Below are 21,988 nucleotides of genomic sequence, written 5' to 3'. Positions count from 1 at the left end.
GAGATAGCGCAATTTTTCGTACATCTGCGGAAAAGAGTTAACCCTGCAGCAGGCGGATCAGCAGCGAGCCGTTATACATGGCGTCTTTGACCAGCGCCGCGCCTGCCATCGTGCCCTGGTTAGAAAACTGGGTGCTTTCAACCGCAATATTTTTGCTGTAGGCGGGAAGCGACTGCTGGTGGATACAGGCCGAGATCGCCGGGAAGAGGATCTCCGCCGCCTGGCTGAGCGGCGAGCCAATCAGAATTTTTTGCGGGTTGAAGAGGTTCACCATAATGGCAAGAATGCGGCCAACGTTATTCCCCACCCCGGTGATGATATCCTTCGCCAGCAGATCGCCCTGACGCGCGGCGGCGCACAGGGAATCGACCGTTAAGGGCTGTCCGTGCAGCGATGAGCTCATGGACTGGCTAAGCCGAACCTGCGCCAGCTCCAGCACGCTCTCCACGCTGGCAATGGTCTCCAGACAGCCGTGGTTCCCGCAGTAGCAGCGCTTGCCGTACGGGTCGACCTGGGTGTGGCCAATTTCCACCAGGCTACTGCTTCCGGCATGGAGAAGGCGTCCGTCGGTGATCACGCCCGCCCCGACGTTATGGTCGATGACGACCTGAATCACGTCCCGCGCCCCGCGCGACGCGCCAAACAGCGCCTCCGCCATCGTCCAGGCGCTGATGTCATGCTGAATATAGACCGGCACGCCGGTATGGTTTTTCAGCACCTCGCCCAGCGGCATCTCTTTAACGTCGTCGTAAAACGGCATGCGGTGAACAATGCCGTTTTCGGTATCAATAATCCCCGGCATGGTGATGGCAATCGCCGTCAGGCGTTCAAGCCGCTGCTGATGGCGAATAAAGAAGCGATCGATGTGTGAGACAATCGCGTCGAGGAGCGGTTCCTCCGCGTTAAGCGGCAGGTCAAGCCGGTCTTCCACCACCAGCTTGCTGCTGAGATCGCGCAGCGCGAGGAAGATCTCCCCGCGGCTGATGCGCAGCGACAGGTAGTGCCATGCTTCTGTTTCAACCACCAGCCCGACGGCCGGACGGCCACGGCTGCCCGGCTCCTGAATTTCCGTCTCCTGGACCAGGTGTGCTTCCAGCATCTCGCGAACAATCTTGGTGATACTGGCAGGTGCCAGCTGTGCCAGGCGCGAAAGATCGATACGCGAAACGGGACCAAGCTGATCAATCAGGCGATACACCGCGCCAGCGTTGGTCTGCTTAATCTGATCGATATGCCCTGGCTGACTATCAGCAACCACCTCGTACTCCCTTATTTTCGAGCTTCGAAATAAACTGTTTGCTATGGTGAAGCACTTCCCTGTCCGTCGTCAAATATTTACTTAGCCATGTGATTTACCGCACATTTTCGCCCCCTTTTTCCAGGAAATGTCGCCCGGCAGAGGCGCCGATTAGCTGGTGTTTGAATCGCTGTGCGGCATGACTCTGTTCGCGATGCTTTGACCACACCAGCCACATCTCTGAAACGGCGTCCTCTTCGGCGATGGTCACCCAGCGCATTTCGCGCAACTGTACCCGCTTAAAGGAGGCCGGAAGAATAGACACGCCCAGCCCGGCGGCGACCAGACCGATAATGGTCATCGCTTCCCCCACCTCCTGGGTAATGACCGGGGCAAGATCGTAGCGGCGCATCAGCCCCAGGATATCGTCATACAGCCCCGTTCCGACCTGCGGGTCAAAAAAGACGAACGGCTCTTTTGCCAGCTCCGCCAGCGACACCGCCGGACGCGACGCCAGCGGGTGATCGTGCGGGATCATCGCCATCAGCGGCTCGCGCAGGATCACCTCCCACGCCAGCGTGTCCGGGAGCTGGGTGTTACGCATCAGCCCCAGATCCAGCGCCCCCTCACTCAGCGGCGCAATCTGCTCGCGGGTGTTGATTTCGCGCGTCTGAATATGAACATCCGGAAAGTGGCGGCGGAATGACGACAGGGTCTCAGAGACGGCGCTGATAAACGGCGCGGACGAGGTAAATCCGATGCGCAGCTCGCCGGCTTCCCCGAGATAGAGCCGCTCTGCCCGGGCAGCGGCCTCATCGACCATGCTCAGAATTTGTCGGCTGTCGATCAGGAACTGCTTGCCCGCCGCCGTCAGGCTCACGCTGCGGTTAGTGCGGGCCAGAAGACGCGCCCCGACCTGCTGCTCCAGGATCTGGATCTGCTGGCTTAACGGTGGCTGAGAGATATTCAGCCGCGCCGCCGCGCGGCCAAAATGCAGCTCTTCAGCGACGGCGACAAAATAGCGAAGGTGACGCAGCTCGATATTCATATTTATAAAGTATCATTTGAGATTATTAATATATTAGACAGAATATTTACATTTTCCTACTCTGAAGAGGTGGTCATACCCGTCACCAGAAATCACGGGGATGTTTAAGCAAGGAAACTGTGTGAGTCGTACAACTACCATTGATATCGATCCGGCAAGCGATATCAATGATTTACCTTCAGCATTGCAGCCGGTTCAGTTCATTAAACGCGGTACCCCACAATTCATGCGCGTCACGCTGGCGCTCTTTTCCGCCGGTCTGGCCACCTTCGCCCTGCTCTATTGCGTTCAGCCGATCCTGCCCGTTCTCTCCCATGAGTTTGGCGTATCGCCTGCCAGCAGCAGCGTTTCTCTCTCTATTTCAACCGCGATGCTGGCAATTGGCCTGCTCTTTACCGGGCCGCTGTCCGACGCCATTGGCCGTAAACCGGTGATGGTGACCGCCCTGATGCTGGCCTCGGTCTGTACGCTACTCTCGACCATGATGACCAGCTGGCACGGCATTCTGGTGATGCGCGCGCTGATTGGGCTGTCGCTCAGCGGCGTGGCGGCGGTCGGGATGACCTATCTCAGCGAAGAGATCCACCCGAGCTTTGTTGCCTTCTCGATGGGGCTTTACATCAGCGGGAACTCGATCGGCGGAATGAGCGGACGCCTGCTGAGCGGGGTATTCACGGACTTCTTTAGCTGGCGAATTGCGCTGGCGGTGATTGGGTGTTTCGCGCTGGCCTCCGCGCTGATGTTCTGGAAAATCCTGCCGGAATCGCGCCATTTCCGCCCGACGTCCCTGCGCCCGAAAACGCTGTTTATCAACCTCCGCCTGCACTGGCGCGACAAAGGGCTGCCGCGCCTGTTTCTGATGGGCTTCCTGCTGATGGGCGCCTTCGTCACGCTGTTTAACTATATAGGCTATCGCCTGATGCTCTCACCGTGGCATTTGAACCAGGCTGTTGTCGGTCTACTCTCGGTTGCCTATTTGACCGGCACGTGGAGCTCACCAAAAGCCGGGGCGATGACCGCACGCTTCGGACGCGGCCCGGTCATGCTGGTCTTCACGGCGGTGATGCTGCTCGGCCTGCTGCTGACGCTCTTCTCCTCCCTGTGGCTGATTTTTGCCGGGATGCTGCTCTTTTCCGCGGGCTTCTTCGCCGCCCACTCGGTTGCCAGCAGCTGGATTGGCCCGCGCGCCCGTCGCGCCAAAGGCCAGGCGTCGTCGCTGTATCTGTTTAGCTATTATCTTGGCTCCAGCATCGCCGGGACCCTCGGCGGCGTGTTCTGGCATCACTACGGCTGGAACGGCGTGGGCGGGTTTATCGCGCTGATGCTCTGTGCCGCGCTGCTGGTGGGGGCAAGTCTGCATCAGCGCTTGAGATAACATGCGGGCGGGCTGATATCCAGAGAATCGGCACCAGCGTACTGGTGCCGTTTCACCTTCAGGAATCCCAGGCCTGCTCTATCTTGCCGGCCTCAAACTGCGGAGGCGGTTTTCGGAAACGGCGCGTGAGCCATGTCAGGTAAAGGATCCCCAGAGCCGCCCAGATGAGGCCAAGCGTCAGGGAGGTCGCTTCGAGGTTTATCCACAGCACGCCGACCGTGACGGCACCAATGAGCGGCAGCAGAAGATAGTGGAAACGATCTTTCCACGTTTTATTGAGCCCCTGGCGCCGCCAGAAATGGTTGTACACCGACAGGTTAACAAACGTAAACGCCACCAGCGCACCGAAGTTGATCAGCGCCGTCGCGGTCACGAGGTCAAAGTACAGGGCCGACAGGGCCACAATCCCTACCATAATGACGTTCAGGGCCGGCGTACGCCATTTCGGATGCACGTAGCCAAACACCCGCTCCGGAAAGACGTTGTCGCGCCCCATCACGTACAGTAAGCGAGAGACGCTGGCGTGCGAGGCCAGGCCTGAAGCGAGCGTATTCACAAACGTGGTACACAGAAACACCGACTGGAAGAGCTTGCCGCCCACGTACAGCGCGATTTCCGGCAGCGCGGCGTCCGGGTTCTTGAAGCGCGCGATCGTCGGGAAAAAGAGCTGCATGAAAAACGAGGCAACAATGAATATCAGCCCGCCGTACAGCGCGGTCAGGAAAATGGCTTTGGGGATCACCCGCGCCGCGTTTGGCGTCTCTTCCGACAGCGTGGTAACCGCGTCAAAGCCGAGGAAAGAGAAGCAGACGATCGTCGCGCCGGTAATAATCGGGATCAGGTGGGCGTTCTCGCTGATAAACGGCTGGAGCGACCAGACGGTGCCGACGCCCTCCCCCTTGTGCAGGCCGTGCACCACGAGGATGACAAACACCACCATGATGGCGATCTGCACCAGCACAAACAGGGTGTTAAAGTTGGCGACCAGATTCACGCTCTTCAGGTTCGCCAGCGTCAGGATGGTCACAAACCCCACCACCCAGACCCACGGCGGGACTTCAGGGAACAGCGCGGAAAGGTAGATCTTCGCCAGCAGCACGTTGATCATCGGCAGGAAGAGATAGTCCAGCAACGATGACCAGCCGACCATAAAGCCCAGATGAGGTCCGATCGATTTCTGCGTGTAGGTGTACGCGGAGCCCGCTTCCGGGAACTGTCGTACCAGCTTGCCGTAGCTGATGGCGGTAAACATGACGCCAGCCAGCGCCAGGAGATACGAGGCGGGCACGTGGCCGTTGCTGATACCGGACACAATGCCGAAGGTATCAAACACGGTCATCGGGGTGAGGTAAGCCAGCCCCATCATGACCACCTGCCAGAGCTTGAGGGAACTGCGCAGCCGGGTTCTTCCGGCCATGCGCGGCGAGTCAAGGGAGGTGTTAGTCGCCATAAACCGTCCCCCCCATGCTTACCGTGGTTTGCAATCGCGCTGTCCTTAACGCAAACCTGCTTAGCAAAGGGGGAAGTTGTAAAGAACTCACGCGATCGTACCCGCTCACCATCTCTGGCTCGCACTCACAGCAGGCGCCAGACTGGCCCCCTTCGCCCTGCGGATAGTTGAACATCTGCATCATTTCCTACCTCGTCACACAGTGTCGTTAAGAAAATCCCTGTGCCGCCTGCGCTCCATAACGCGACTCCCGGGAGATAGCTGGCGTGCCAGCGAACAGTTCGGCCAGGCTCCGCGCAGGCCGTATGGTAATACGTACAAGATGTAACAAAGCGGCCCCTAGCCGGGGCACGTCATCAGGCGTTTTTCAACATCCACTCGATTTCAGTTTCGGTGATCAGGCGCTCAAACTGCAGCAATTCATCGTTTTTGCAGGCGTGATAGACGTGGCAGAAACGTTCGCCCAGCCGCTCGCGGAGGCTATCGTTTTGCATAAACTCCCACAGCGCATCGCTCTGACGAATCGGGAACGGCAGGCCGTCCTGCTCCAGACCGTTGCCTTCCACCTCTTCCTGCAGCGGTAAATCGTTGTCCAGCCCGTGCAAAATGCCGGCAAAAATTGCCGCCATCACCAGATACGGGTTCGCGTCTGCGCCCGCCACCCGGTACTCGACCCGATGGTTATGGCGATCGCCGCAGGGGATGCGCAGGGCAACCGTGCGGTTGTTGTGTCCCCATGACGCCTGCGTCGGCACGTACATACCCGGCTGGAAACGGCGGTACGAGTTAACGTTCGGTGCCAGCAGCGCCATGGAGGCTGGCATCAGATCGATCATCCCGGCCAGCGCGCGTTTCAGCAGCGCGGAATCCTCGCCGCTGGCGTCTGCGAGCACGTTTTCGCCTCGGTTGTTCTGCATGCTAATGTGGATATGCATCCCGCTGCCCGCATGCTCTTCATACGGCTTTGCCATAAACGTGGCGTGCATCTTATGTTTTTCCGCCATCTGCCTGACGAGACGCTTTAGCGCCAGCGCATCGTCGCAGGCATCGAGCACGTTTTCCGTGTGGTGCAGGTTAATCTCAAACTGGCCCGGGGAGGCCTCGGCCACCGCGCCGTCGGCGGGGATAAGCTGCAGCTGCGCTAGTTCGTCAATGTCGTTCAGCACGTCCGCAAAGTGGTTGAGATTATCAACCGAGTAGACCTGACTTTGCGTGTTGCGCACGTCGGTGCCCGGCGCGCAGGGTGGCTGCAGATAGCCGTCGGCATCGCGTTTACGGTCAAGTAAATAGAACTCCAGCTCTACCGCTACCACGGGGAACAGACCGCGCTGGCGCAGCTGCTGCCAGAGTCGGTTGAGTACGTTCCGCGGCTCAACGTCAAAGGGAGCGCCATCTTCATCGACCATGGTGAGCTGCACCTGACCAATGTATTCCGGGTCGGCGGCGGACGGCGTCAGGGTACCCGGCACCGGCACGCAGATGCAGTCCGGCTCGCCGAGCTCCTGCCCCAGGCCCGCCTCTTCCACGACGTTACCCAAAATGTCCATGGCGAAAACTGATGCCGGGAAATAGCAGCCTTTTTCAAGTTTGCTCAGTCCGGCAACCGGGATGCGTTTACCGCGAAAACAGCCGTTCAGGTCGGTCAGGAGGACATCAATAAACTGGGTGTCAGGATACTTTTCTAAATAGCGCTTCACTTCCTGCGTAAAGGCGCTGCCCCGCCTCTCTTCCGTGTGCTGCACAAAGTTCTCAACTTCTACGATATTGGTTTCCATGATTTACCACCGTTTTGGGATGTGTGTTCGCTGCGCTGGACCGTCAAATATAATGTCCACTCTATCGAATCTGTATGCAAATAAATTGTTTGTCAAATGTTAAATTAAGTTTGCAAAAGCCAGATCCCGTTGCTAGATTGAGAAAATATTGAACGAAAAGGCCGTTTGGCAGGCGAAAATGGCCTAAATTTAGTCCACTTTGTGAGGGCGATCATGGAAAATATAATGAACAAGCCAGTCATTGGCGTGGTGATGTGTAGAAACAGGCTTAAGGGTCATGAGACCCAAACCCTGCAAGAAAAGTACCTGAATGCCATTATTAACGCGGGGGGCTTACCGATTGCCCTACCGCATGCGCTCGCAGAGCCAGAGCTGCTTACCGCGCTGCTGCCAACCCTGGACGGAATTTATCTGCCGGGCAGCCCAAGTAACGTGCAGCCGCACCTTTATGGTGAAAACGGCGATGAGCCTGACGCCGATCCCGGGCGAGATCTTCTGAGTATGGCGCTGATTGCCGCCGCGCTCGAAAGGCGCATCCCCATTTTCGCCATCTGCCGGGGGCTGCAGGAGCTGGTTGTTGCGACGGGAGGGACGCTGTATCGTCGCCTGTTCGAGCAGAACGACCTGCTTGAGCACCGGGAAGATCCTGAGTTGCCGGTTGAGCTACAATACGCCCCGTCTCATGAAGTTCAGGTTCAGGAGGGAGGACTGCTGTCTCAATTAATACCTGGCTGTAACACATTTTGGGTAAACTCGTTACACGGGCAAGGTGCACGGACGTTAGGACCACGGCTTCGCGTGGAGGCCCGCTCGACGGACGGGCTGGTCGAAGCGGTTAGCGTTCATGACCATCCTTTTGCCCTCGGCGTGCAATGGCACCCCGAATGGAACAGCAGCGAGTACGCCCTGTCCCGTATGTTGTTTGAAGGTTTTATCACCGCCTGTCAAAGCCACATTGCCGAGAAGCAACGGCTTTGACCACTACCGTAAAGGAAATGCAACTATGAGCGATGACGGACTGGCGCCAGGGAAACGTCTGTCTGAGATCCGCCAGCAGCTGGGTCTCTCGCAGCGGCGTGCCGCCGAACTGTCTGGGTTAACACACAGTGCCATCAGCACCATTGAGCAGGATAAAGTCAGTCCTGCCATCAGTACGCTGCAAAAGCTGCTGAAAGTTTATGGGCTGTCGCTCTCGGAATTCTTTTCGGAACCGGAAAAACCTGATGAACCGCAGGTGGTTATTAATCAGGAAGACCTTATCGAAATTGGCAGTCAGGGGGTTTCGATGAAGCTGGTTCATAACGGAAATCCGAACCGTACGCTGGCGATGATTTTTGAAACTTACCAGCCTGGAACCACGACCGGAGAGAGGATCAAACACCAGGGTGAGGAGATCGGTACGATACTGGAAGGTGAAATAGTGCTGACCATAAATGGCCAGCCTTATCACCTGGTTGCGGGGCAGAGCTATGCCATCAATACCGGCATACCGCACAGCTTCAGCAATACCTCGGCAGGCATCTGCCGCATTATCAGTGCCCACACCCCCACCACGTTCTAATCACCACTCGTTCCCGGCGTAAGCGCGCTTACGCCGGGACACATAAAAACGATCGATATCGGCATTTTACGGGTTAATTCCCGGGATGCCTTACGGCTTCGTATTGCCTGAAACGGCCATGACTTTATTTATCTGATTGCGAAAGAAAGGAGTGAATATGCATTTTCAGCACCTGACTTACTGGCAGGATAAAGCAAAAAACAGCGCCATTGAGACCCGATTATTTATTAACGGTGCCTATTGCGACGCCGCCGATAATACCACGTTTGACACCGTCAATCCTGCGACCCAAAAGACGCTGGCGAACGTCGCCCGGGGCAAGCAGGCGGACGTAGACCGCGCGGTTCAGGCCGCGCGTGAGGTATTCGAGCGCGGCGACTGGTCGCAGGCGTCCCCGGCGCAGCGCAAATACGTGCTCAACAAGCTCGCCGATTTGATGGAACGCCACGGCGAAGAGCTGGCCTTGCTGGAAACCCTGGACACCGGCAAACCCATTCGCCACAGCCTGCGCGACGATATTCCCGGCGCGGCGCGCGCCATCCGCTGGTACGCCGAAGCGGCGGATAAAGTCTATGGCGAAGTGGCGCCTACCGGGCCGGGCGAGCTGGCGATGATCGTGCGCGAGCCGATCGGGGTTGTCGCCGCCATCGTCCCCTGGAACTTCCCGCTGCTGCTGGCCTGCTGGAAGCTGGGCCCGGCGCTGATCGCGGGCAATAGCGTGGTGTTGAAGCCGTCGGAGAAATCGCCCCTCACCGCCCTGCGCCTGGCCGGGCTGGCGAAAGAAGCGGGCCTGCCGGACGGCGTGCTGAATGTGATAAGCGGTTACGGCCACGAAGCGGGCCAGGCGCTGGCGCTGCATCCGGAGGTCGAGGTGCTGACGTTTACCGGCTCGACCCGAACCGGCAAGCAGCTGTTGAAGGACGCCGGAGAAAGCAACATGAAGCGCGTCTGGCTGGAGGCTGGCGGCAAAAGCGCCAACATTATCTTTGCCGACTGTCCTGACCTGGACAAGGCCGTGAGCGCGACCGCCGCCGGCATTTTTTACAACCAGGGGCAAGTCTGTATCGCCGGTACCCGCCTGCTGCTCGAAGACAGCATCGCCGATGAATTCCTGACAAAGCTGAAAGCGCAGGCCCGTCACTGGCAGCCGGGCGATCCGCTCGACCCCGACAGCACGATGGGCATGCTCATTGACGCCGCGCACGCCGATACCGTCCACACGTTTATTCGCGAAGGAGCCCGGAAAGGCTCGCTGCTGCTGGACGGGCGGGAACAATCATGGCCTTCCGCAGTCGGTCCAACCATTTTTGTCGACCTCGAGCCCGACTCCCCCCTGTGCCGGGAAGAGATTTTCGGGCCGGTGCTGGTCGTCACCCGTTTTAAAACCGAAGAGGAAGCCTTAACGCTGGCCAACGACAGTGAATACGGGCTTGGCGCGGCGGTCTGGACCCGCGATCTCTCCCGCGCGCACCGCATGAGCCGCCGCCTGAAGGCCGGCTCGGTCTTCGTCAATAACTATAACGACGGGGATATGACCGTACCCTTTGGCGGCTATAAGCAGAGCGGTAACGGTCGCGATAAGTCCCTGCACGCGCTCGAAAAATTCACCGAACTGAAAACCATCTGGATTGCCCTGGAGCCTCAATCATGACCGAACATACCACCAGCTACTACGCGGCCAGCGCGAACGCGTACGAACCTTTCCCGACGCTTAGCGAGTCGATCAGCTGCGACGTGTGCGTGGTGGGCGGCGGCTATACCGGCCTCTCCTCCGCGCTGCATCTCGCCGAAATGGGCTACGACGTGGTGCTCCTTGAGGGGGCACGCATCGGCTTTGGCGCCAGCGGGCGCAACGGCGGCCAGCTGGTTAACTCCTACAGCCGCGATATCGACGTGATTGAGAAAAACTATGGCCACGATGCTGCCAGAGCCCTCGGGAGCATGATGTTTGAAGGCGGGGAAATCATCCGGGAGCGTATTCAGCGCTATCAGATCCAGTGCGATTATCGTCCCGGCGGGCTGTTTGTGGCGCTAAACCATAAGCAGCTGGAGACGCTGGAAGAGCAAAAAGCCAACTGGGAACGCTACGGCAACACGCAGCTGGATCTGCTGGACGCCAACGCCATCCGCCGGGAAGTCGACAGCGAACGCTATACCGGCGCGCTGCTGGACCGTAGCGGGGGGCACATTCATCCGCTTAACCTGGCGATCGGCGAAGCGGACGCCATTCGCCTGAACGGCGGGCGGGTGTATGAACAGTCCCCGGTGACCGCCATTCAGCACACCAGCCCGGCCGTGGTCAGCACGCGGCATGGTCAGGTGACGGCCCGGTACGTCATCGTCGCCGGAAATGCCTATCTGGGCGATAAAATCGAACCGGAGCTGGCAAAACGCAGCATGCCCTGCGGCACGCAGGTGGTCACCACCGCCCCGCTGCCGGAAGAGGTCGCCCGCACGCTGATCCCCAATAACTACTGCGTGGAAGATTGCAACTACCTGCTGGACTACTACCGTCTCACCGCCGACAACCGTCTGCTGTACGGCGGCGGCGTCGTCTATGGCGCGCGCGATCCGGACGATGTCGAGCGCCTGGTGATGCCAAAGCTGCTGAAAACCTTCCCTCAGCTGGCTGGCGTCAAAATCGACTACCGCTGGACGGGCAACTTCCTGCTGACCCTGTCGCGTATGCCGCAGTTTGGTCGTCTGGATAAAAACATCTATTACATGCAGGGCTACAGCGGCCACGGGGTGACCTGCACCCACCTGGCCGGACGGCTGATCTCGGAACTGTTGCGCGGTGACGCCGAGCGCTTTGATGCGTTTGCCAACCTCCCGCACTACCCCTTCCCGGGCGGCCGCAGCCTGCGGATCCCCTTCACGGCGATGGGCGCGGCGTATTACAGCCTGCGCGATCGTCTTGGCGTATGATCGTTTCGACAAAAGGGTATATGACATGAGTAACCAGGAATTTCATCAGCGCAGACTTTCTGCCACCCCGCGCGGCGTAGGCGTAATGTGTAATTTCTTTGCCCGCTCGGCGGAGAATGCCACGCTTACCGACGTGGAAGGCAACGACTATATTGATTTCGCCGCCGGGATCGCGGTACTGAATACCGGCCATCGTCACCCAGAACTGGTAGCCGCGGTGGAAAAACAGCTGCACCAGTTCACCCACTCGGCCTACCAGATTGTGCCGTATGAAAGCTACGTTTCATTAGCCGAAAAGCTTAACGAGCTGGCCCCGGTGCAGGGCCCGGCCAAAACGGCGTTCTTTACCACGGGCGCGGAAGCGGTGGAAAACGCCATTAAAATCGCCCGGGCCCACACCGGCAGACCGGGTGTGATTGCCTTCGGGGGCGGCTTTCACGGCCGAACCTATATGACCATGGCGCTCACCGGCAAGGTCGCGCCCTACAAGCTGGGATTTGGCCCCTTCCCGGCGTCGGTTTATCACGTGCCGTATCCTTCCGAGCTGCACGGCATCACGACGCAGGATGCCGTCACGGCGATAGAACGCCTGTTCAAAGCCGATATTGAGGCGAAACAGGTGGCGGCGATTATTTTTGAACCCATTCAGGGTGAAGGCGGGTTCAACGTCGCTCCGCCAGAGCTGGTGGCCGCCATCCGCCGGATCTGTGACGAGCACGGGATCGTGATGATTGCCGACGAAGTGCAAAGCGGCTTCGCCCGCACGGGTAAACTGTTTGCCATGGAACACTACGCGGACAAGCCCGACCTGATGACGATGGCTAAAAGCCTGGCGGGCGGAATGCCGCTGTCCGGCGTGGTGGGCCGCGCTGAGATCATGGATGCGCCGGCTCCCGGCGGCCTGGGGGGAACCTATGCCGGCAACCCGCTTGCGGTGGCCGCCGCGCACGCGGTGCTGAATATTATCGACAGCGAGTCGCTCTGCGCCCGCGCCCGCCTTCTGGGCGAGCGGCTGAACGCTACGCTGGAGGAAATTCAGGGCACCTTCCCCGCGCTCGTGGCAATAAGGGGAAGAGGATCGATGATTGCGGCGGAGTTTTTTGATCCCGAGAGCCGTCAACCTTCGGCCGCCATCGCGCAGGCTATCCAGCAAAAGGCGCTCGCCCAGGGCCTGCTGCTATTGATCTGCGGCCAGTACGGCAACGTGATCCGCTTCCTTTATCCGCTGACCATTCCGGATGCCCAGTTCACCCAGGCGCTGGCGATCCTGCAACAGGTTATGCGTGATAAGGCCTAAGTGCCCACTGAGAACCGTCTCCCGGACTGCCGGAAGACGGTTTCCACGGAGGAAGTGTTGGGGAATTAGGTCCGTTTCATTGTATGCTCCCTGAAACACATCCCCGGCAAGAGGTAATAAGAATTGCAAAAATCATCAACCTATCAGTCACTTGTGAAAACCTTCCAGCGCCTGTCCCGCTTCTCGCACCTCTCCTCCATCGCCAGCTGGGACATGTTCACCATGATGCCGCCGGGCGGCAGCGCCGCGCGCGGCGAGGCGCTGGCGGAAATGAGCGTCCTGCAGCACCAGATCCTGACCGATAAAAAGGTCGGCGATCTGTTAGCGGCGGCGGCAGGGGAAGATCTGAATGACGTCGAACAGGCCAACCTGCGGGAAATGACGCGCCACTACCAGCAGGCCACCCTGCTGCCGGAATCGCTGGTGGAGGCCAAATCGCTGGCGGGCAGCAGGTGCGAACACGCCTGGCGTACGCAGCGCCCGGCCAACGACTGGCAGGGCTTTTCCGCCAACCTGAAAGAGGTGGTGAAACTCAGCCGCGAAGAGGCTCGCCTGCGGGCGGAAGCCAAAGGCTGTACGCCGTACGACGCGCTGCTGGATATTTTTGAACCCGACATGACCAGCGCGCGTCTGGACGTCCTGTTCGGCGACATGAAATCCTGGCTGCCGGACCTGCTGGCCAACGTGGTGGAAAAACAGGCCCAGCGCGCCTTTACTCCCCCGCAAGGCCCCTTCCCGACGGCGACACAGCGTGAGCTGGGCCTGGAAGCCATGAAGATGCTCGGCTTCGATTTTAACGGCGGTCGCCTGGACGTGAGCGCGCACCCGTTCTGCGGCGGCGTACCGGAGGACGTGCGCATCACCACGCGCTATGACGAAAACGAACTGCTCAGCGCGCTGTTTGGCGTGATCCACGAAACCGGACACGCGCGCTACGAGCAGAACCTGCCGCGCGCGTGGGCAGGACAGCCCATTGCTCTTGCCCGCTCAACCGCGATCCACGAATCCCAGAGCCTGTTCTTCGAGATGCAGCTGGGACGCAGCGAAGCCTTCCTCAGGCATCTGCTCCCTGAGGTGCACGCCCGCTTTGGCAGCCAGGCGGCGTTCAGTGAAGAGAACTTTATTGCCTGGAACCAGCGCGTGAAGCCGGGCTATATCCGCGTCGATGCGGACGAAGTGAGCTACCCGGCACACGTGGTGCTGCGCTATGAGATCGAGCGCGCGCTGATCAACGGCGAGATTGAGGTGGACGAGATTCCCGCCCTGTGGGATGAGAAAATGCAGGCCTGGCTCGGATTATCGACCAAAGATAACTACCGCAACGGCTGTATGCAGGATATCCACTGGACAGACGGCGGTTTTGGCTACTTCCCGTCCTACACGCTTGGCGCCATGTATGCCGCGCAGCTGTTCCATGCCGCGAAAACGGCGCTGCCGGGCCTGCAGGCTTCCATCGCTGAAGGTGATTTTTCGGCGCTGTTTGACTGGCTGCGCCAGAACATCTGGCAGCACGGCAGCCGCTTCAGCACGTCGCAGTTGATTACGCAGGCAACGGGTGAAGATCTGAATATTCGTTACTTCCGCGAACATCTCACTTCCCGCTACTTGTAATCTGTTTGGCAAGGGGTGAGGAACCGCCAGTAAATTTTTTAAGCAGAAGCGATAACCTTGTTTCAGAACGACTAAAGGCTTTCAGCGATGCCCTGGTCCGGCTGTGAATCGCTGAGGCGTTTCCGTAAGGCCGGGGCGAGGCGCATGGATGCGCCGAGAGGGCGGGCTTTACAGGGACGTTACCTCCGCCCGTCCCCGATAAGCCGGAAGGAATAAGCCGAAGGTACCGCGCAGCGGCGATTTACCGCCGGGAGCCCGGGTTGCCAGGGCGGCGGCGACTGAGCCGCCCTGGCACGTTCACCGGTGTGGTCGTTACAGAGTAGCAAGGAACATAAAGTGAACGGAATGACCACCACAGCCGTATGTTCCCCCTCACCCCAGCCCTCTCCCTCAAGGGAGAGGGGGGCGTCCGTGCTGGCATTATTTTGTGGGGAACCCCGGCAATGTACATATGGTTACACGCCGATACCAATCACTCACGGAAACCCCGAGTTTACAGGGATATAGTTATTTCAACGGCCCCGCAGTGGGGTTAAATGAAAAACCAAATTCGAGGGTATGAACATGAAAAAAGTATTAGCTCTGGTTGTTGCCGCTGCTATGGGTCTGTCTTCTGCTGCGTTTGCTGCTGAAACCACTGCTGCCCCGGCGGCCGCTGCACCAGCTGCAACGACCACTGCTGCGCCAGCCAAAACCGTACATCATAAGAAACACCATAAAGCCGCTAAACCTGCTGCAGAGCAGAAAGCGCAGGCCGCTAAAAAGCACCACAAAAAAGCCGCTAAACCGGCTGTAGAGCAGAAAGCGCAGGCTGCCAAAAAGCACCACAAGAAAGCCGCTAAACCGGCTGTAGAGCAAAAAGCGCAGGCCGCTAAAAAGCATCACAAAAAAGCAGTAAAACACGAAGCTGCTAAACCCGCTGCACAGCCAGCTGCGTAAGCGTACAAGCTAAACCGTGCCCTTCGGGGCACGTTGGTAAACCGGCGCTGAACCGGAACAGGTTCCGCGCCGTTTTTTTTATCCGGAGGGCGTATGCTGCGACGCTATCGGTTTGAGCTGATCCTGATCCTGCTTATTTTATGCGCGCTCATCGCCAGCCATTTTTATCTTTCCTGATTGTAGCACGCTGATTTTACTCCCACTTTAGCGCTGTCCCGTCTATAGTATTTTCATAGGGTTCACTTTTAATAATCATAATTACCCCCACCAGAGTGTGATATGCGTAAATCTGTTGTGCTGTTACTGGGAACGTTTAGCCTTTTTTCTGGATTCTCACATGCGGATGATGGCGGTGATGACGCCATTAGCCAAAAAGAGCTTAAGACGCTTTTTTTCGGTCATGACGATCGTACGCGCGTCGCCGATCCTACTCAGGCCCCCTGGGATGCTATCGGTCAACTGGAAACCGCCAGCGGTAACCTGTGTACCGCGACGCTGATCACCCCGCAGCTTGCCCTCACGGCAGGCCACTGTCTGTTAACGCCCCCAAACGGCAAGCCGGATAAAGCGGTTGCCCTGCGGTTCGTGTCGCAAAAAGGGACCTGGCGCTATGAAATTCACGGCATTGAAGGACGGGTCGATCCGTCTCTCGGTAAACGCCTGAAGCCGGACGGCGACGGCTGGATAGTGCCACCGGCGGCCGCCTCGTGGGATTTTGGCCTGATTATTTTACGCTACCCGCCTTCCGGCATTACGCCGCTGCCGCTATTTGACGGTGACAAAGCCGCGCTTACGGCCGCGCTGAAAGCCGCCGACCGAAAGGTGACGCAGTCAGGCTATCCTGTCGACCATCTGGATACGCTTTATACGCACACCGACTGTATTGTGACGGGCTGGGCGCAAACCAGCGTACTCTCGCACCAGTGCGATACGTTGCCGGGTGACAGCGGTTCACCCTTGATGCTGAAAACCGACCAGGGCTGGCAGCTGATTGGTGTCCAGAGTTCTGCTCCGGCGGCAAAAGACCGGTGGCGCGCGGATAACCGGGCCCTGTCCGTTACCGGCTTCCGCGACCAGCTGGAGGCGCTTGCGAAGCAGTAAATCAGCAGCGTTTGACCTTCCGTAACGCTCTGATTGACTCTATCGGCATCGGCTGGCTGAACCAAAAACCCTGCAGTTGATCGCAGCCAGCCAGCCGCAGCAGTTTCATTTGCTTCTCGTTCTCCACCCCTTCTGCAACCACCGACATCCCAAGCGCGTTGGCAATCCGCACCGTGCCGCTCACCAGCGCGGCCGCCTGTTCATCGTTGTCCACCAGCCCGGCCAGGGATTTATCGATCTTGATGGTGTCGAAGTTAAAGCGCCGTAAATAGCCAATGCTGGAATAGCCGGTGCCAAAGTCGTCCAGCGCCACCGCGGTGCCCAGCGCTTTAAGATTGGCAATCGCCATGCGGGCACGCTCCGGATTTTCCAGCACATACGACTCCGTGACCTCAAGCTGCAGGCGGTGGGCCGGAAAGCGGGTGATCTCCAGCACGCTGGCCACTTTTTCTTCGAAGGCAGGATCGCGGAACTGCGCGGGGGAGATATTCACGGAGAGCTTTAATTCACCGTACGGCTGGAGATCCTGGCAGGCCCGCTGCAGCACAAACTGACCCAGGCTGTAAATCAGGCCGCTGGTCTCCGCAATGGCGATAAAGGTGTCCGGGCCAAGCGGCCCGCCCGGGCGACGCGGCCAGCGGACCAGCGCTTCGACGCTGCTCATGGCCTGACTGCGGGCATCAATAATCGGCTGATACCAGACCTCAAACTCATCGCGTTCCAGACCGCTGCGGATCTGGTTTTCAATCGCCAGCTTGCGTTCCCGGGCGCTGTTTAGCTCCGCGTCGTAGTGGGTGATGCGCCCTTTCCCGCTCATTTTTGCGTGATACATGGCTATATCGGCGCGGCGAAACAGTTCGGAACTGCTGCATTCCGTCAGCGTTCCGCTGGCGATACCGATGCTGGCACCGATATGGATTGTCCGTTCCCCCAGCTGAACCGGGGTGGCGAGATAATCCAGTACGGAAACGGCAAAAGCGGTTGCCTGAGCCTCTGCATCATCACCGCCGATGGTCATGGCGAACTCATCCCCGCCCATGCGCGCCAGCATCCCGCCCGGCGGCACGCGTTCATTGAGCGTTTTCGCTATCGCCACGATGAGGTCATCGCCCACGCTGTGGCCGTAGATGTCATTCACATCTTTAAAACCGTCCAGATCGATAAACACCACGCTTTTGACGTCGGTATCGCCGCGCAAACGCACCCGATCGAGCGTCTCGATAAGCGCGCGTCGGTTCGGCAGATGGCTCAGCCAGTCGGTTCTTGCGACCAGACGCGCCTGACTTTCGCCGCGCGCAAGCTTGTACAGCCCCACGCTGCTCACCAGAATAAAAAGCAGGATGAGCCCCGAGGCCAGCACCACAATCTGCCTGATATCAGAGGAGGCCGCCCGGGCAGCCTGCGCCCCCGGAAGCCGGGCCTGCCAGTTAAGATAGCCCAGCAGCTCCCCTGCCGAACTGCGCAGCGGCATACTCAGCGCGTTAATTTTTTCCGGCGTAAAGTGAAGGTTATCGATCTGAAAGGTCGCCCCCAGGTCGGATAAGATTCTGGCGTTCAGATGGCGGGTGATCACCAGATAGCGCCGCGTTCCGTCGCTGACCTGTAACCTGCCCATCATGGGGCGAATCAGCCCAATGCCGACAAAGGCGATGCCGCTTCGCGTCCGGCTGATCCCCGCATAGATATTTTTTTCACCCGCCAGCGCTCGCCCGTGCTCGGCGATAAGCGCTTTGAGGCCTTTGCCAAAGAAGTCGAGATTTTTTTCGTTAAAGGGTCGGCTTTGAAACGAACCCCAGATAACGTTGAAATGTTCATCCAGCACGAAGGTGCCGTCATAGAGATTATTGATTTTAAAGCCGGCACCCCAGGTGCTGTACAACCAGTCGGTATCCAGCGTGGGACGATAGACCTCACGCACCGCGTCGTCCCAGACGGCGTTATCAAGTACCAGAGATGAGACGCGGTTAACCGATGTCTGAATAGCGCCCTGCACGGAAAGCGCCGTGCGGTGCTCATCAATTTCATTGGTTTTGGTGCTGATAAGATGCAGGGAAAGATAGAGCAGTGCGACGATGGAGATGATTAAGCCGATCCCCGCCATGAAGACCATGGCAAACAACGTTCTCGCGTTGGGAATATTGCGCCAGCTTAATGTGCGATACATCAGCCATCCTCTTCAATGCTCTCTTTTTCTAAGCGTAATACAGGCAGCGAATTTCGCTGCCCGTAAAGGATGGCTTTAGTCGCGTCAGGCAAGTTTTATCATAATCATACCGGCAAGCAGCAGTACCAGCCCGATCCAGCCCTTGTTATTTAAACGCTGGCCGAAGAGCACCCAGCCAGCGGCCAGCGTGGCGGCGATACCAAAACCGCCCCACAGCGCATAGGCGACCGAAAGATCGATCCCTTTTACCGCCTGCGACAGGGCGCTGAACGCCCCCAGAACCGCGGCAATCGACATCAGGCCGTACAGTTTACGGCGAAAACCGTCGGAGAATTTCAGCAGAACGTTTGCCAGAATTTCCAGCACGATGGCGAGCCCCAGCCAGGCCGCATGAACCCACTCAAACTGCTGCATGGTTCTGCTCCTTCGGCTGTTTACCCGGTTTACGGGTACCGGACTTAATCAGCACAATACCCGCGACCAGCGTCGTTAATCCGGCGATCTTCATTGTTGTTAATGTTTCGTCAAATATCAGCACGCTGAACAGCGTAATCAACAAAATACCGATCCCTTCCCACAGGGCATACGCGACGCCCAGCGCAATTTTTTTCACCGCAAACGAGAGGAAAATATAAGAAAGTGAAATCATCACCAGCATCAAAATAAAACCGGTGTTGCCATCGCTGATGCTTGCCCATTTCATAGAAAGCGTGCCGGTTATTTCAGCGATAATAGCCAGCGCTAATAGGATCCAGTAAAACATGTTTTTCTCCTGCTTGAGAATATAATCCATTGTGGCTCACTGCATGCAGCAAACCCAAAAATACGAATTGAAATCAAACAGCTAAGCGCTTAGCGCCAGCTCAGGCAGAAGAGATAACTATAGTGCGGTGCGCCAGTGTTGCTCACCAGAAAGCAGGCAGAAAGAGGTGGAGTATACTGCGGTATCGTTTGAAGAGTACGTCCTGAACATATTGTCCATAAAATTACAATTATCCGCGTTGTTGCTTCTCGTCTTTGCGGATGAAAATTGTCCTCGGTAGTTAAACACACCAGATTTGTACCATAAGCTAGGATTTTACTCAAAGTCTTTGCAATTCTTTACCCATCCCGTTTGATTTTGGTTAGTTTATTGCAACGCTTTTCTCATTTACTATAAATAAAAAGCGTATTTCGGAGTCACCATGGCTAAACCCATTATTACCCTGAACGGGTTAAAAATTGTCATCATGCTGGGCATGCTGGTGATCATACTGACGGGCGTGCGGTTTGCCGCCGACATTATCGTGCCGTTTATTCTGGCCCTGTTTATTGCGGTGATCCTTAACCCGCTGGTACAGCGCATGACGCGGCTACGCATCCCGCGCGTGTTGGCGATCGCGATGCTTATCAGCATCATCATCGTGGCGATGGTGCTGCTGGTGGCGTATCTGGGGACCTCGCTCAATGAGCTGGCGCGCACGCTGCCGAAATACCGCTCTTCGCTGGCCATTCCGCTGCTGCAGCTGGAACCCTGGCTGCAGCGCGCGGGTATTGAGGTTTCGGTTGAGGAGCTGCTGAAATATATCGACCCTAACGCGGCCATGACGATCGTCACCAGCCTGCTGGCGCAGCTTTCCAATGCCATGACCTCCATTTTCCTGCTGTTTTTAACGGTGGTGTTCATGCTGCTGGAAGTGCCGCAGCTGCCGGCAAAACTGCAGCAGATAATGGTCCGGCCGGTTGAGGGGATGGGGGCGATTCAACGGGCGCTGGACAGCGTCTCCCGCTACCTTGTGCTAAAAACGGCTATTAGCCTGGTCACGGGCGGTGTTGTCTGGATGATGCTTCTGGCGCTGGACGTGCGCTTTGCGTTTGTCTGGGGGTTGCTGGCGTTTGCGCTTAACTACATCCCTAACATCGGCTCCGTGCTGGCGGCGATCCCCCCTATCCTTCAGGTACTGGTTTTCAGCGGGCTTTACGACGCGCTGATCCTGCTGGCCGGATATCTGGTCATCAATCTGGTGTTCGGTAACATTCTCGAACCACGCATGATGGGACGTGGGCTGGGACTCTCGACGCTGGTGGTCTTTTTGTCCCTGATTTTCTGGGGCTGGCTGCTTGGCCCCGTTGGGATGCTGCTCTCCGTCCCGCTGACCATCATCGTCAAGATTGGTCTGGAACAGACGGCGGGCGGGCAAAGCATCGCCGTGCTGCTGAGCGATATGAGCCATCGATAGCGCTGACAGGAGGCGTTTATTGCCCTCCTGTCTTCGCGATAAGCGCGCGGCGACGGTGCTTACCACCGCGTGTCGACTACTCGCGCCAGCCCATGGCCGGCGCGACATGTTTGAGAATAGACTCAATCACGTGCGCATTGTAATCCACACCCAGCTGGTTCGGCACGGTCAGCAGTAACGTATCCGCTTCGGCAATTGCCTCGTCCTTTTTCAGCTGTTCAATCAGCTTGTCCGGCTCCGCGGCATAGCTGCGGCCAAAGATCGCGCGCGTTTTCTCATCAAGATAACCCACGCTGTCGCTGTCGTTGCGGCTGGCACCAAAGTACATCCGGTCGCGGTCGTCCATCAGGGCAAAAATACTGCGGCTGACCGAGACGCGCGGCTGACGCGTATGCCCGGCCTCTTTCCAGGCCTGACGGTAGGCACGGATCTGTTTTGCCTGCTGAATATGGAACGGCTCACCGGTTTCATCGTCTTTCAGGGTTGAGCTTTGCAGGTTCATTCCCAGCGTTGCGGCCCATACGGCCGTCGCATTGGAACCCGCGCCCCACCAGATACGCTCGCGCAGCCCTTCGGAATAAGGCTCCAGGCGCAGCAGCCCCGGCGGATTCGGGAACATCGGCTGCGGGTTCGGCTTTGCAAATCCTTCTCCGCGCAGCACCTCAAGCAGCACCTCGGTATGGCGGCGCGCCATATCCGATTCGGTTTCGCCTTCCTGCGGGACATAGCCGAAATGCCGCCAGCCATCAATGACCTGCTCCGGAGAGCCCCGGCTGATGCCAAGCTGCAGGCGACCGCCGGAAATCAGATCCGCCGCGCCCGCATCCTCGGCCATGTACATCGGATTTTCATAGCGCATATCAATCACGCCCGTACCGATTTCAATGGTTTTCGTTTTTGCCCCGACGGCGGCCAGCAGAGGAAACGGCGAGCTAAGCTGTCGGGCAAAGTGGTGCACGCGGAAATAGGCGCCGTCGGCCCCCAGCTCTTCAGCCGCCACGGCTAAATCGATGGACTGCAGCAGCGTATCTGCCGCCGAGCGCGTGCCGGACTGCGGTGACGGCGTCCAGTGACCAAAGGATAAAAACCCGATCTTTTTCATAACCCTATATCCTGATAGTGCATTGCGTACGACTTACTCTACGCATTACCGGCGGAGAATAAATGGCGTTTCTTTAACGGAATGATTCAAATAAATTGATTGAAATTTTTTCAGGCCCGTCAGGCAAAAACTTATTGATTACCCGTTGGATTTAACGTTACCACTATAGATCAGGACCTTT

20 protein-coding genes are annotated in these 21,988 nt (G+C 57.9%); 11 read left to right on the top strand and 9 right to left on the bottom strand.

Annotated features, from left to right (window positions below; translation table 11 throughout):
- Window positions 1-37 precede the first annotated feature (37 nt).
- Window positions 38-1,258 carry a sugar metabolism global transcriptional regulator Mlc gene (mlc, locus tag FY206_RS11435; protein WP_032640504.1) on the bottom strand — a complete coding sequence of 407 codons (1,221 nt, stop codon included), beginning with the start codon at window positions 1,256-1,258 and terminating at the stop codon, window positions 38-40.
- Window positions 1,259-1,352: 94 nt separating this feature from the next.
- Window positions 1,353-2,285 carry a LysR family transcriptional regulator gene (locus tag FY206_RS11430; RefSeq protein ID WP_032640506.1) on the bottom strand — a complete coding sequence of 311 codons (933 nt, stop codon included), beginning with the start codon at window positions 2,283-2,285 and terminating at the stop codon, window positions 1,353-1,355.
- 121 nt (window positions 2,286-2,406) lie between these two features.
- On the opposite strand from FY206_RS11430, the gene FY206_RS11425 reads away from it, so the two are divergent.
- Entirely contained in the window at window positions 2,407-3,660 is a 1,254-nt protein-coding gene (locus tag FY206_RS11425) for an MFS transporter (protein WP_032640508.1), read from the top strand.
- Between the two features lie 58 nt (window positions 3,661-3,718).
- Here the strand turns inward: FY206_RS11425 and FY206_RS11420 are convergent, their stop codons facing one another.
- Window positions 3,719-5,110: an APC family permease gene (locus FY206_RS11420; RefSeq protein WP_077064343.1), complete on the bottom strand. Its 1,392-nt coding sequence runs from the start codon at window positions 5,108-5,110 to the stop codon at window positions 3,719-3,721.
- A gap of 356 nt (window positions 5,111-5,466) precedes the next feature.
- Window positions 5,467-6,885 carry a glutamine synthetase family protein gene (locus FY206_RS11410; RefSeq protein ID WP_032640513.1) on the bottom strand — a complete coding sequence of 473 codons (1,419 nt, stop codon included), beginning with the start codon at window positions 6,883-6,885 and terminating at the stop codon, window positions 5,467-5,469.
- Between the two features lie 213 nt (window positions 6,886-7,098).
- Between FY206_RS11410 and puuD the strand changes: the two genes are divergently transcribed.
- The 9 genes from puuD (at window position 7,099) to FY206_RS11370 (ending at window position 16,322) form a co-directional block, all read left to right on the top strand.
- Window positions 7,099-7,863, top strand: coding sequence for a gamma-glutamyl-gamma-aminobutyrate hydrolase (gene puuD, locus FY206_RS11405; protein WP_023292584.1), 765 nt, complete (start codon window positions 7,099-7,101; stop codon window positions 7,861-7,863).
- A gap of 25 nt (window positions 7,864-7,888) precedes the next feature.
- Window positions 7,889-8,446, top strand: a complete 558-nt coding sequence (gene puuR, locus FY206_RS11400) for an HTH-type transcriptional regulator PuuR (RefSeq protein WP_013096835.1) — start codon at window positions 7,889-7,891, stop codon at window positions 8,444-8,446.
- 157 nt (window positions 8,447-8,603) lie between these two features.
- Window positions 8,604-10,097, top strand: a complete 1,494-nt coding sequence (gene puuC / locus FY206_RS11395) for an aldehyde dehydrogenase PuuC (RefSeq protein WP_032640515.1) — start codon at window positions 8,604-8,606, stop codon at window positions 10,095-10,097.
- Complete coding sequence (locus FY206_RS11390) at window positions 10,094-11,374, top strand: NAD(P)/FAD-dependent oxidoreductase (RefSeq protein WP_077064344.1); 1,281 nt, start codon at window positions 10,094-10,096, stop codon at window positions 11,372-11,374. The genes puuC and FY206_RS11390 overlap by 4 nt, the downstream gene beginning before the upstream one ends.
- Before the next feature lie 25 nt (window positions 11,375-11,399).
- Window positions 11,400-12,671: a 4-aminobutyrate transaminase gene (gene puuE / locus FY206_RS11385; RefSeq protein WP_032640520.1), complete on the top strand. Its 1,272-nt coding sequence runs from the start codon at window positions 11,400-11,402 to the stop codon at window positions 12,669-12,671.
- Window positions 12,672-12,794: 123 nt separating this feature from the next.
- Complete coding sequence (locus FY206_RS11380) at window positions 12,795-14,282, top strand: carboxypeptidase M32 (RefSeq protein ID WP_032640523.1); 1,488 nt, start codon at window positions 12,795-12,797, stop codon at window positions 14,280-14,282.
- 564 nt (window positions 14,283-14,846) lie between these two features.
- Window positions 14,847-15,221: an acid resistance repetitive basic protein Asr gene (gene asr / locus FY206_RS11375; RefSeq protein ID WP_032642591.1), complete on the top strand. Its 375-nt coding sequence runs from the start codon at window positions 14,847-14,849 to the stop codon at window positions 15,219-15,221.
- Between the two features lie 93 nt (window positions 15,222-15,314).
- Window positions 15,315-15,398 carry a small membrane protein YdgU gene (ydgU, locus tag FY206_RS25905; protein ID WP_021241182.1) on the top strand — a complete coding sequence of 28 codons (84 nt, stop codon included), beginning with the start codon at window positions 15,315-15,317 and terminating at the stop codon, window positions 15,396-15,398.
- A gap of 102 nt (window positions 15,399-15,500) precedes the next feature.
- Window positions 15,501-16,322, top strand: coding sequence for a trypsin-like serine peptidase (locus FY206_RS11370; protein WP_032640525.1), 822 nt, complete (start codon window positions 15,501-15,503; stop codon window positions 16,320-16,322).
- 1 nt (window position 16,323) lies between these two features.
- Here FY206_RS11370 and FY206_RS11365 read toward each other — a convergent pair whose 3' ends face one another.
- The 4 genes from FY206_RS11365 to FY206_RS25815 form a co-directional block, all read right to left on the bottom strand.
- Entirely contained in the window at window positions 16,324-18,486 is a 2,163-nt protein-coding gene (locus tag FY206_RS11365) for a bifunctional diguanylate cyclase/phosphodiesterase (RefSeq protein ID WP_032640527.1), read from the bottom strand.
- An 84-nt stretch (window positions 18,487-18,570) separates the two neighbouring features.
- Complete coding sequence (mdtI, locus tag FY206_RS11360; protein ID WP_032640530.1) at window positions 18,571-18,900, bottom strand: multidrug/spermidine efflux SMR transporter subunit MdtI; 330 nt, start codon at window positions 18,898-18,900, stop codon at window positions 18,571-18,573.
- Window positions 18,887-19,249, bottom strand: a complete 363-nt coding sequence (mdtJ, locus tag FY206_RS11355) for a multidrug/spermidine efflux SMR transporter subunit MdtJ (RefSeq protein WP_032642593.1) — start codon at window positions 19,247-19,249, stop codon at window positions 18,887-18,889. The genes mdtI and mdtJ overlap by 14 nt, the downstream gene beginning before the upstream one ends.
- A gap of 117 nt (window positions 19,250-19,366) precedes the next feature.
- Complete coding sequence (locus FY206_RS25815) at window positions 19,367-19,537, bottom strand: protein YdgV (protein ID WP_086379892.1); 171 nt, start codon at window positions 19,535-19,537, stop codon at window positions 19,367-19,369.
- A 133-nt stretch (window positions 19,538-19,670) separates the two neighbouring features.
- Here FY206_RS25815 and FY206_RS11350 point away from each other — a divergent pair, with 133 nt between their 5' ends.
- Window positions 19,671-20,705: an AI-2E family transporter gene (locus tag FY206_RS11350; protein WP_032640533.1), complete on the top strand. Its 1,035-nt coding sequence runs from the start codon at window positions 19,671-19,673 to the stop codon at window positions 20,703-20,705.
- Between the two features lie 76 nt (window positions 20,706-20,781).
- Here the strand turns inward: FY206_RS11350 and FY206_RS11345 are convergent, their stop codons facing one another.
- Window positions 20,782-21,807 carry an LLM class flavin-dependent oxidoreductase gene (locus FY206_RS11345; protein ID WP_032640534.1) on the bottom strand — a complete coding sequence of 342 codons (1,026 nt, stop codon included), beginning with the start codon at window positions 21,805-21,807 and terminating at the stop codon, window positions 20,782-20,784.
- Between the last annotated feature and the right edge of the window lie 181 nt (window positions 21,808-21,988).

This window comes from Enterobacter chengduensis, assembly GCF_001984825.2.
Lineage (GTDB): Bacteria > Pseudomonadota > Gammaproteobacteria > Enterobacterales > Enterobacteriaceae > Enterobacter > Enterobacter chengduensis.
The sequence above is the reverse complement of the archived record's forward strand: the minus strand, read 5'-3'. Positions and strand labels throughout refer to the sequence as shown.

What these genes read in the sequence shown, in the direction of transcription:
- FY206_RS11430 (WP_032640506.1), bottom strand. Translation starts at nt 2,285, where the DNA reads ATGAATATCGAGCTGCGTCACCTTCGCTATTTTGTCGCCGTCGCTGAA.
- FY206_RS11420 (WP_077064343.1), bottom strand. Translation starts at nt 5,110, where the DNA reads ATGGCGACTAACACCTCCCTTGACTCGCCGCGCATGGCCGGAAGAACC.
- FY206_RS11410 (WP_032640513.1), bottom strand. Translation starts at nt 6,885, where the DNA reads ATGGAAACCAATATCGTAGAAGTTGAGAACTTTGTGCAGCACACGGAA.
- puuD (WP_023292584.1), top strand. Translation starts at nt 7,099, where the DNA reads ATGGAAAATATAATGAACAAGCCAGTCATTGGCGTGGTGATGTGTAGA.
- puuR (WP_013096835.1), top strand. Translation starts at nt 7,889, where the DNA reads ATGAGCGATGACGGACTGGCGCCAGGGAAACGTCTGTCTGAGATCCGC.
- puuC (WP_032640515.1), top strand. Translation starts at nt 8,604, where the DNA reads ATGCATTTTCAGCACCTGACTTACTGGCAGGATAAAGCAAAAAACAGC.
- FY206_RS11390 (WP_077064344.1), top strand. Translation starts at nt 10,094, where the DNA reads ATGACCGAACATACCACCAGCTACTACGCGGCCAGCGCGAACGCGTAC.
- puuE (WP_032640520.1), top strand. Translation starts at nt 11,400, where the DNA reads ATGAGTAACCAGGAATTTCATCAGCGCAGACTTTCTGCCACCCCGCGC.
- asr (WP_032642591.1), top strand. Translation starts at nt 14,847, where the DNA reads ATGAAAAAAGTATTAGCTCTGGTTGTTGCCGCTGCTATGGGTCTGTCT.
- ydgU (WP_021241182.1), top strand. Translation starts at nt 15,315, where the DNA reads ATGCTGCGACGCTATCGGTTTGAGCTGATCCTGATCCTGCTTATTTTA.
- FY206_RS11370 (WP_032640525.1), top strand. Translation starts at nt 15,501, where the DNA reads ATGCGTAAATCTGTTGTGCTGTTACTGGGAACGTTTAGCCTTTTTTCT.
- FY206_RS11365 (WP_032640527.1), bottom strand. Translation starts at nt 18,486, where the DNA reads ATGTATCGCACATTAAGCTGGCGCAATATTCCCAACGCGAGAACGTTG.
- mdtI (WP_032640530.1), bottom strand. Translation starts at nt 18,900, where the DNA reads ATGCAGCAGTTTGAGTGGGTTCATGCGGCCTGGCTGGGGCTCGCCATC.
- mdtJ (WP_032642593.1), bottom strand. Translation starts at nt 19,249, where the DNA reads ATGTTTTACTGGATCCTATTAGCGCTGGCTATTATCGCTGAAATAACC.
- FY206_RS11350 (WP_032640533.1), top strand. Translation starts at nt 19,671, where the DNA reads ATGGCTAAACCCATTATTACCCTGAACGGGTTAAAAATTGTCATCATG.
- FY206_RS11345 (WP_032640534.1), bottom strand. Translation starts at nt 21,807, where the DNA reads ATGAAAAAGATCGGGTTTTTATCCTTTGGTCACTGGACGCCGTCACCG.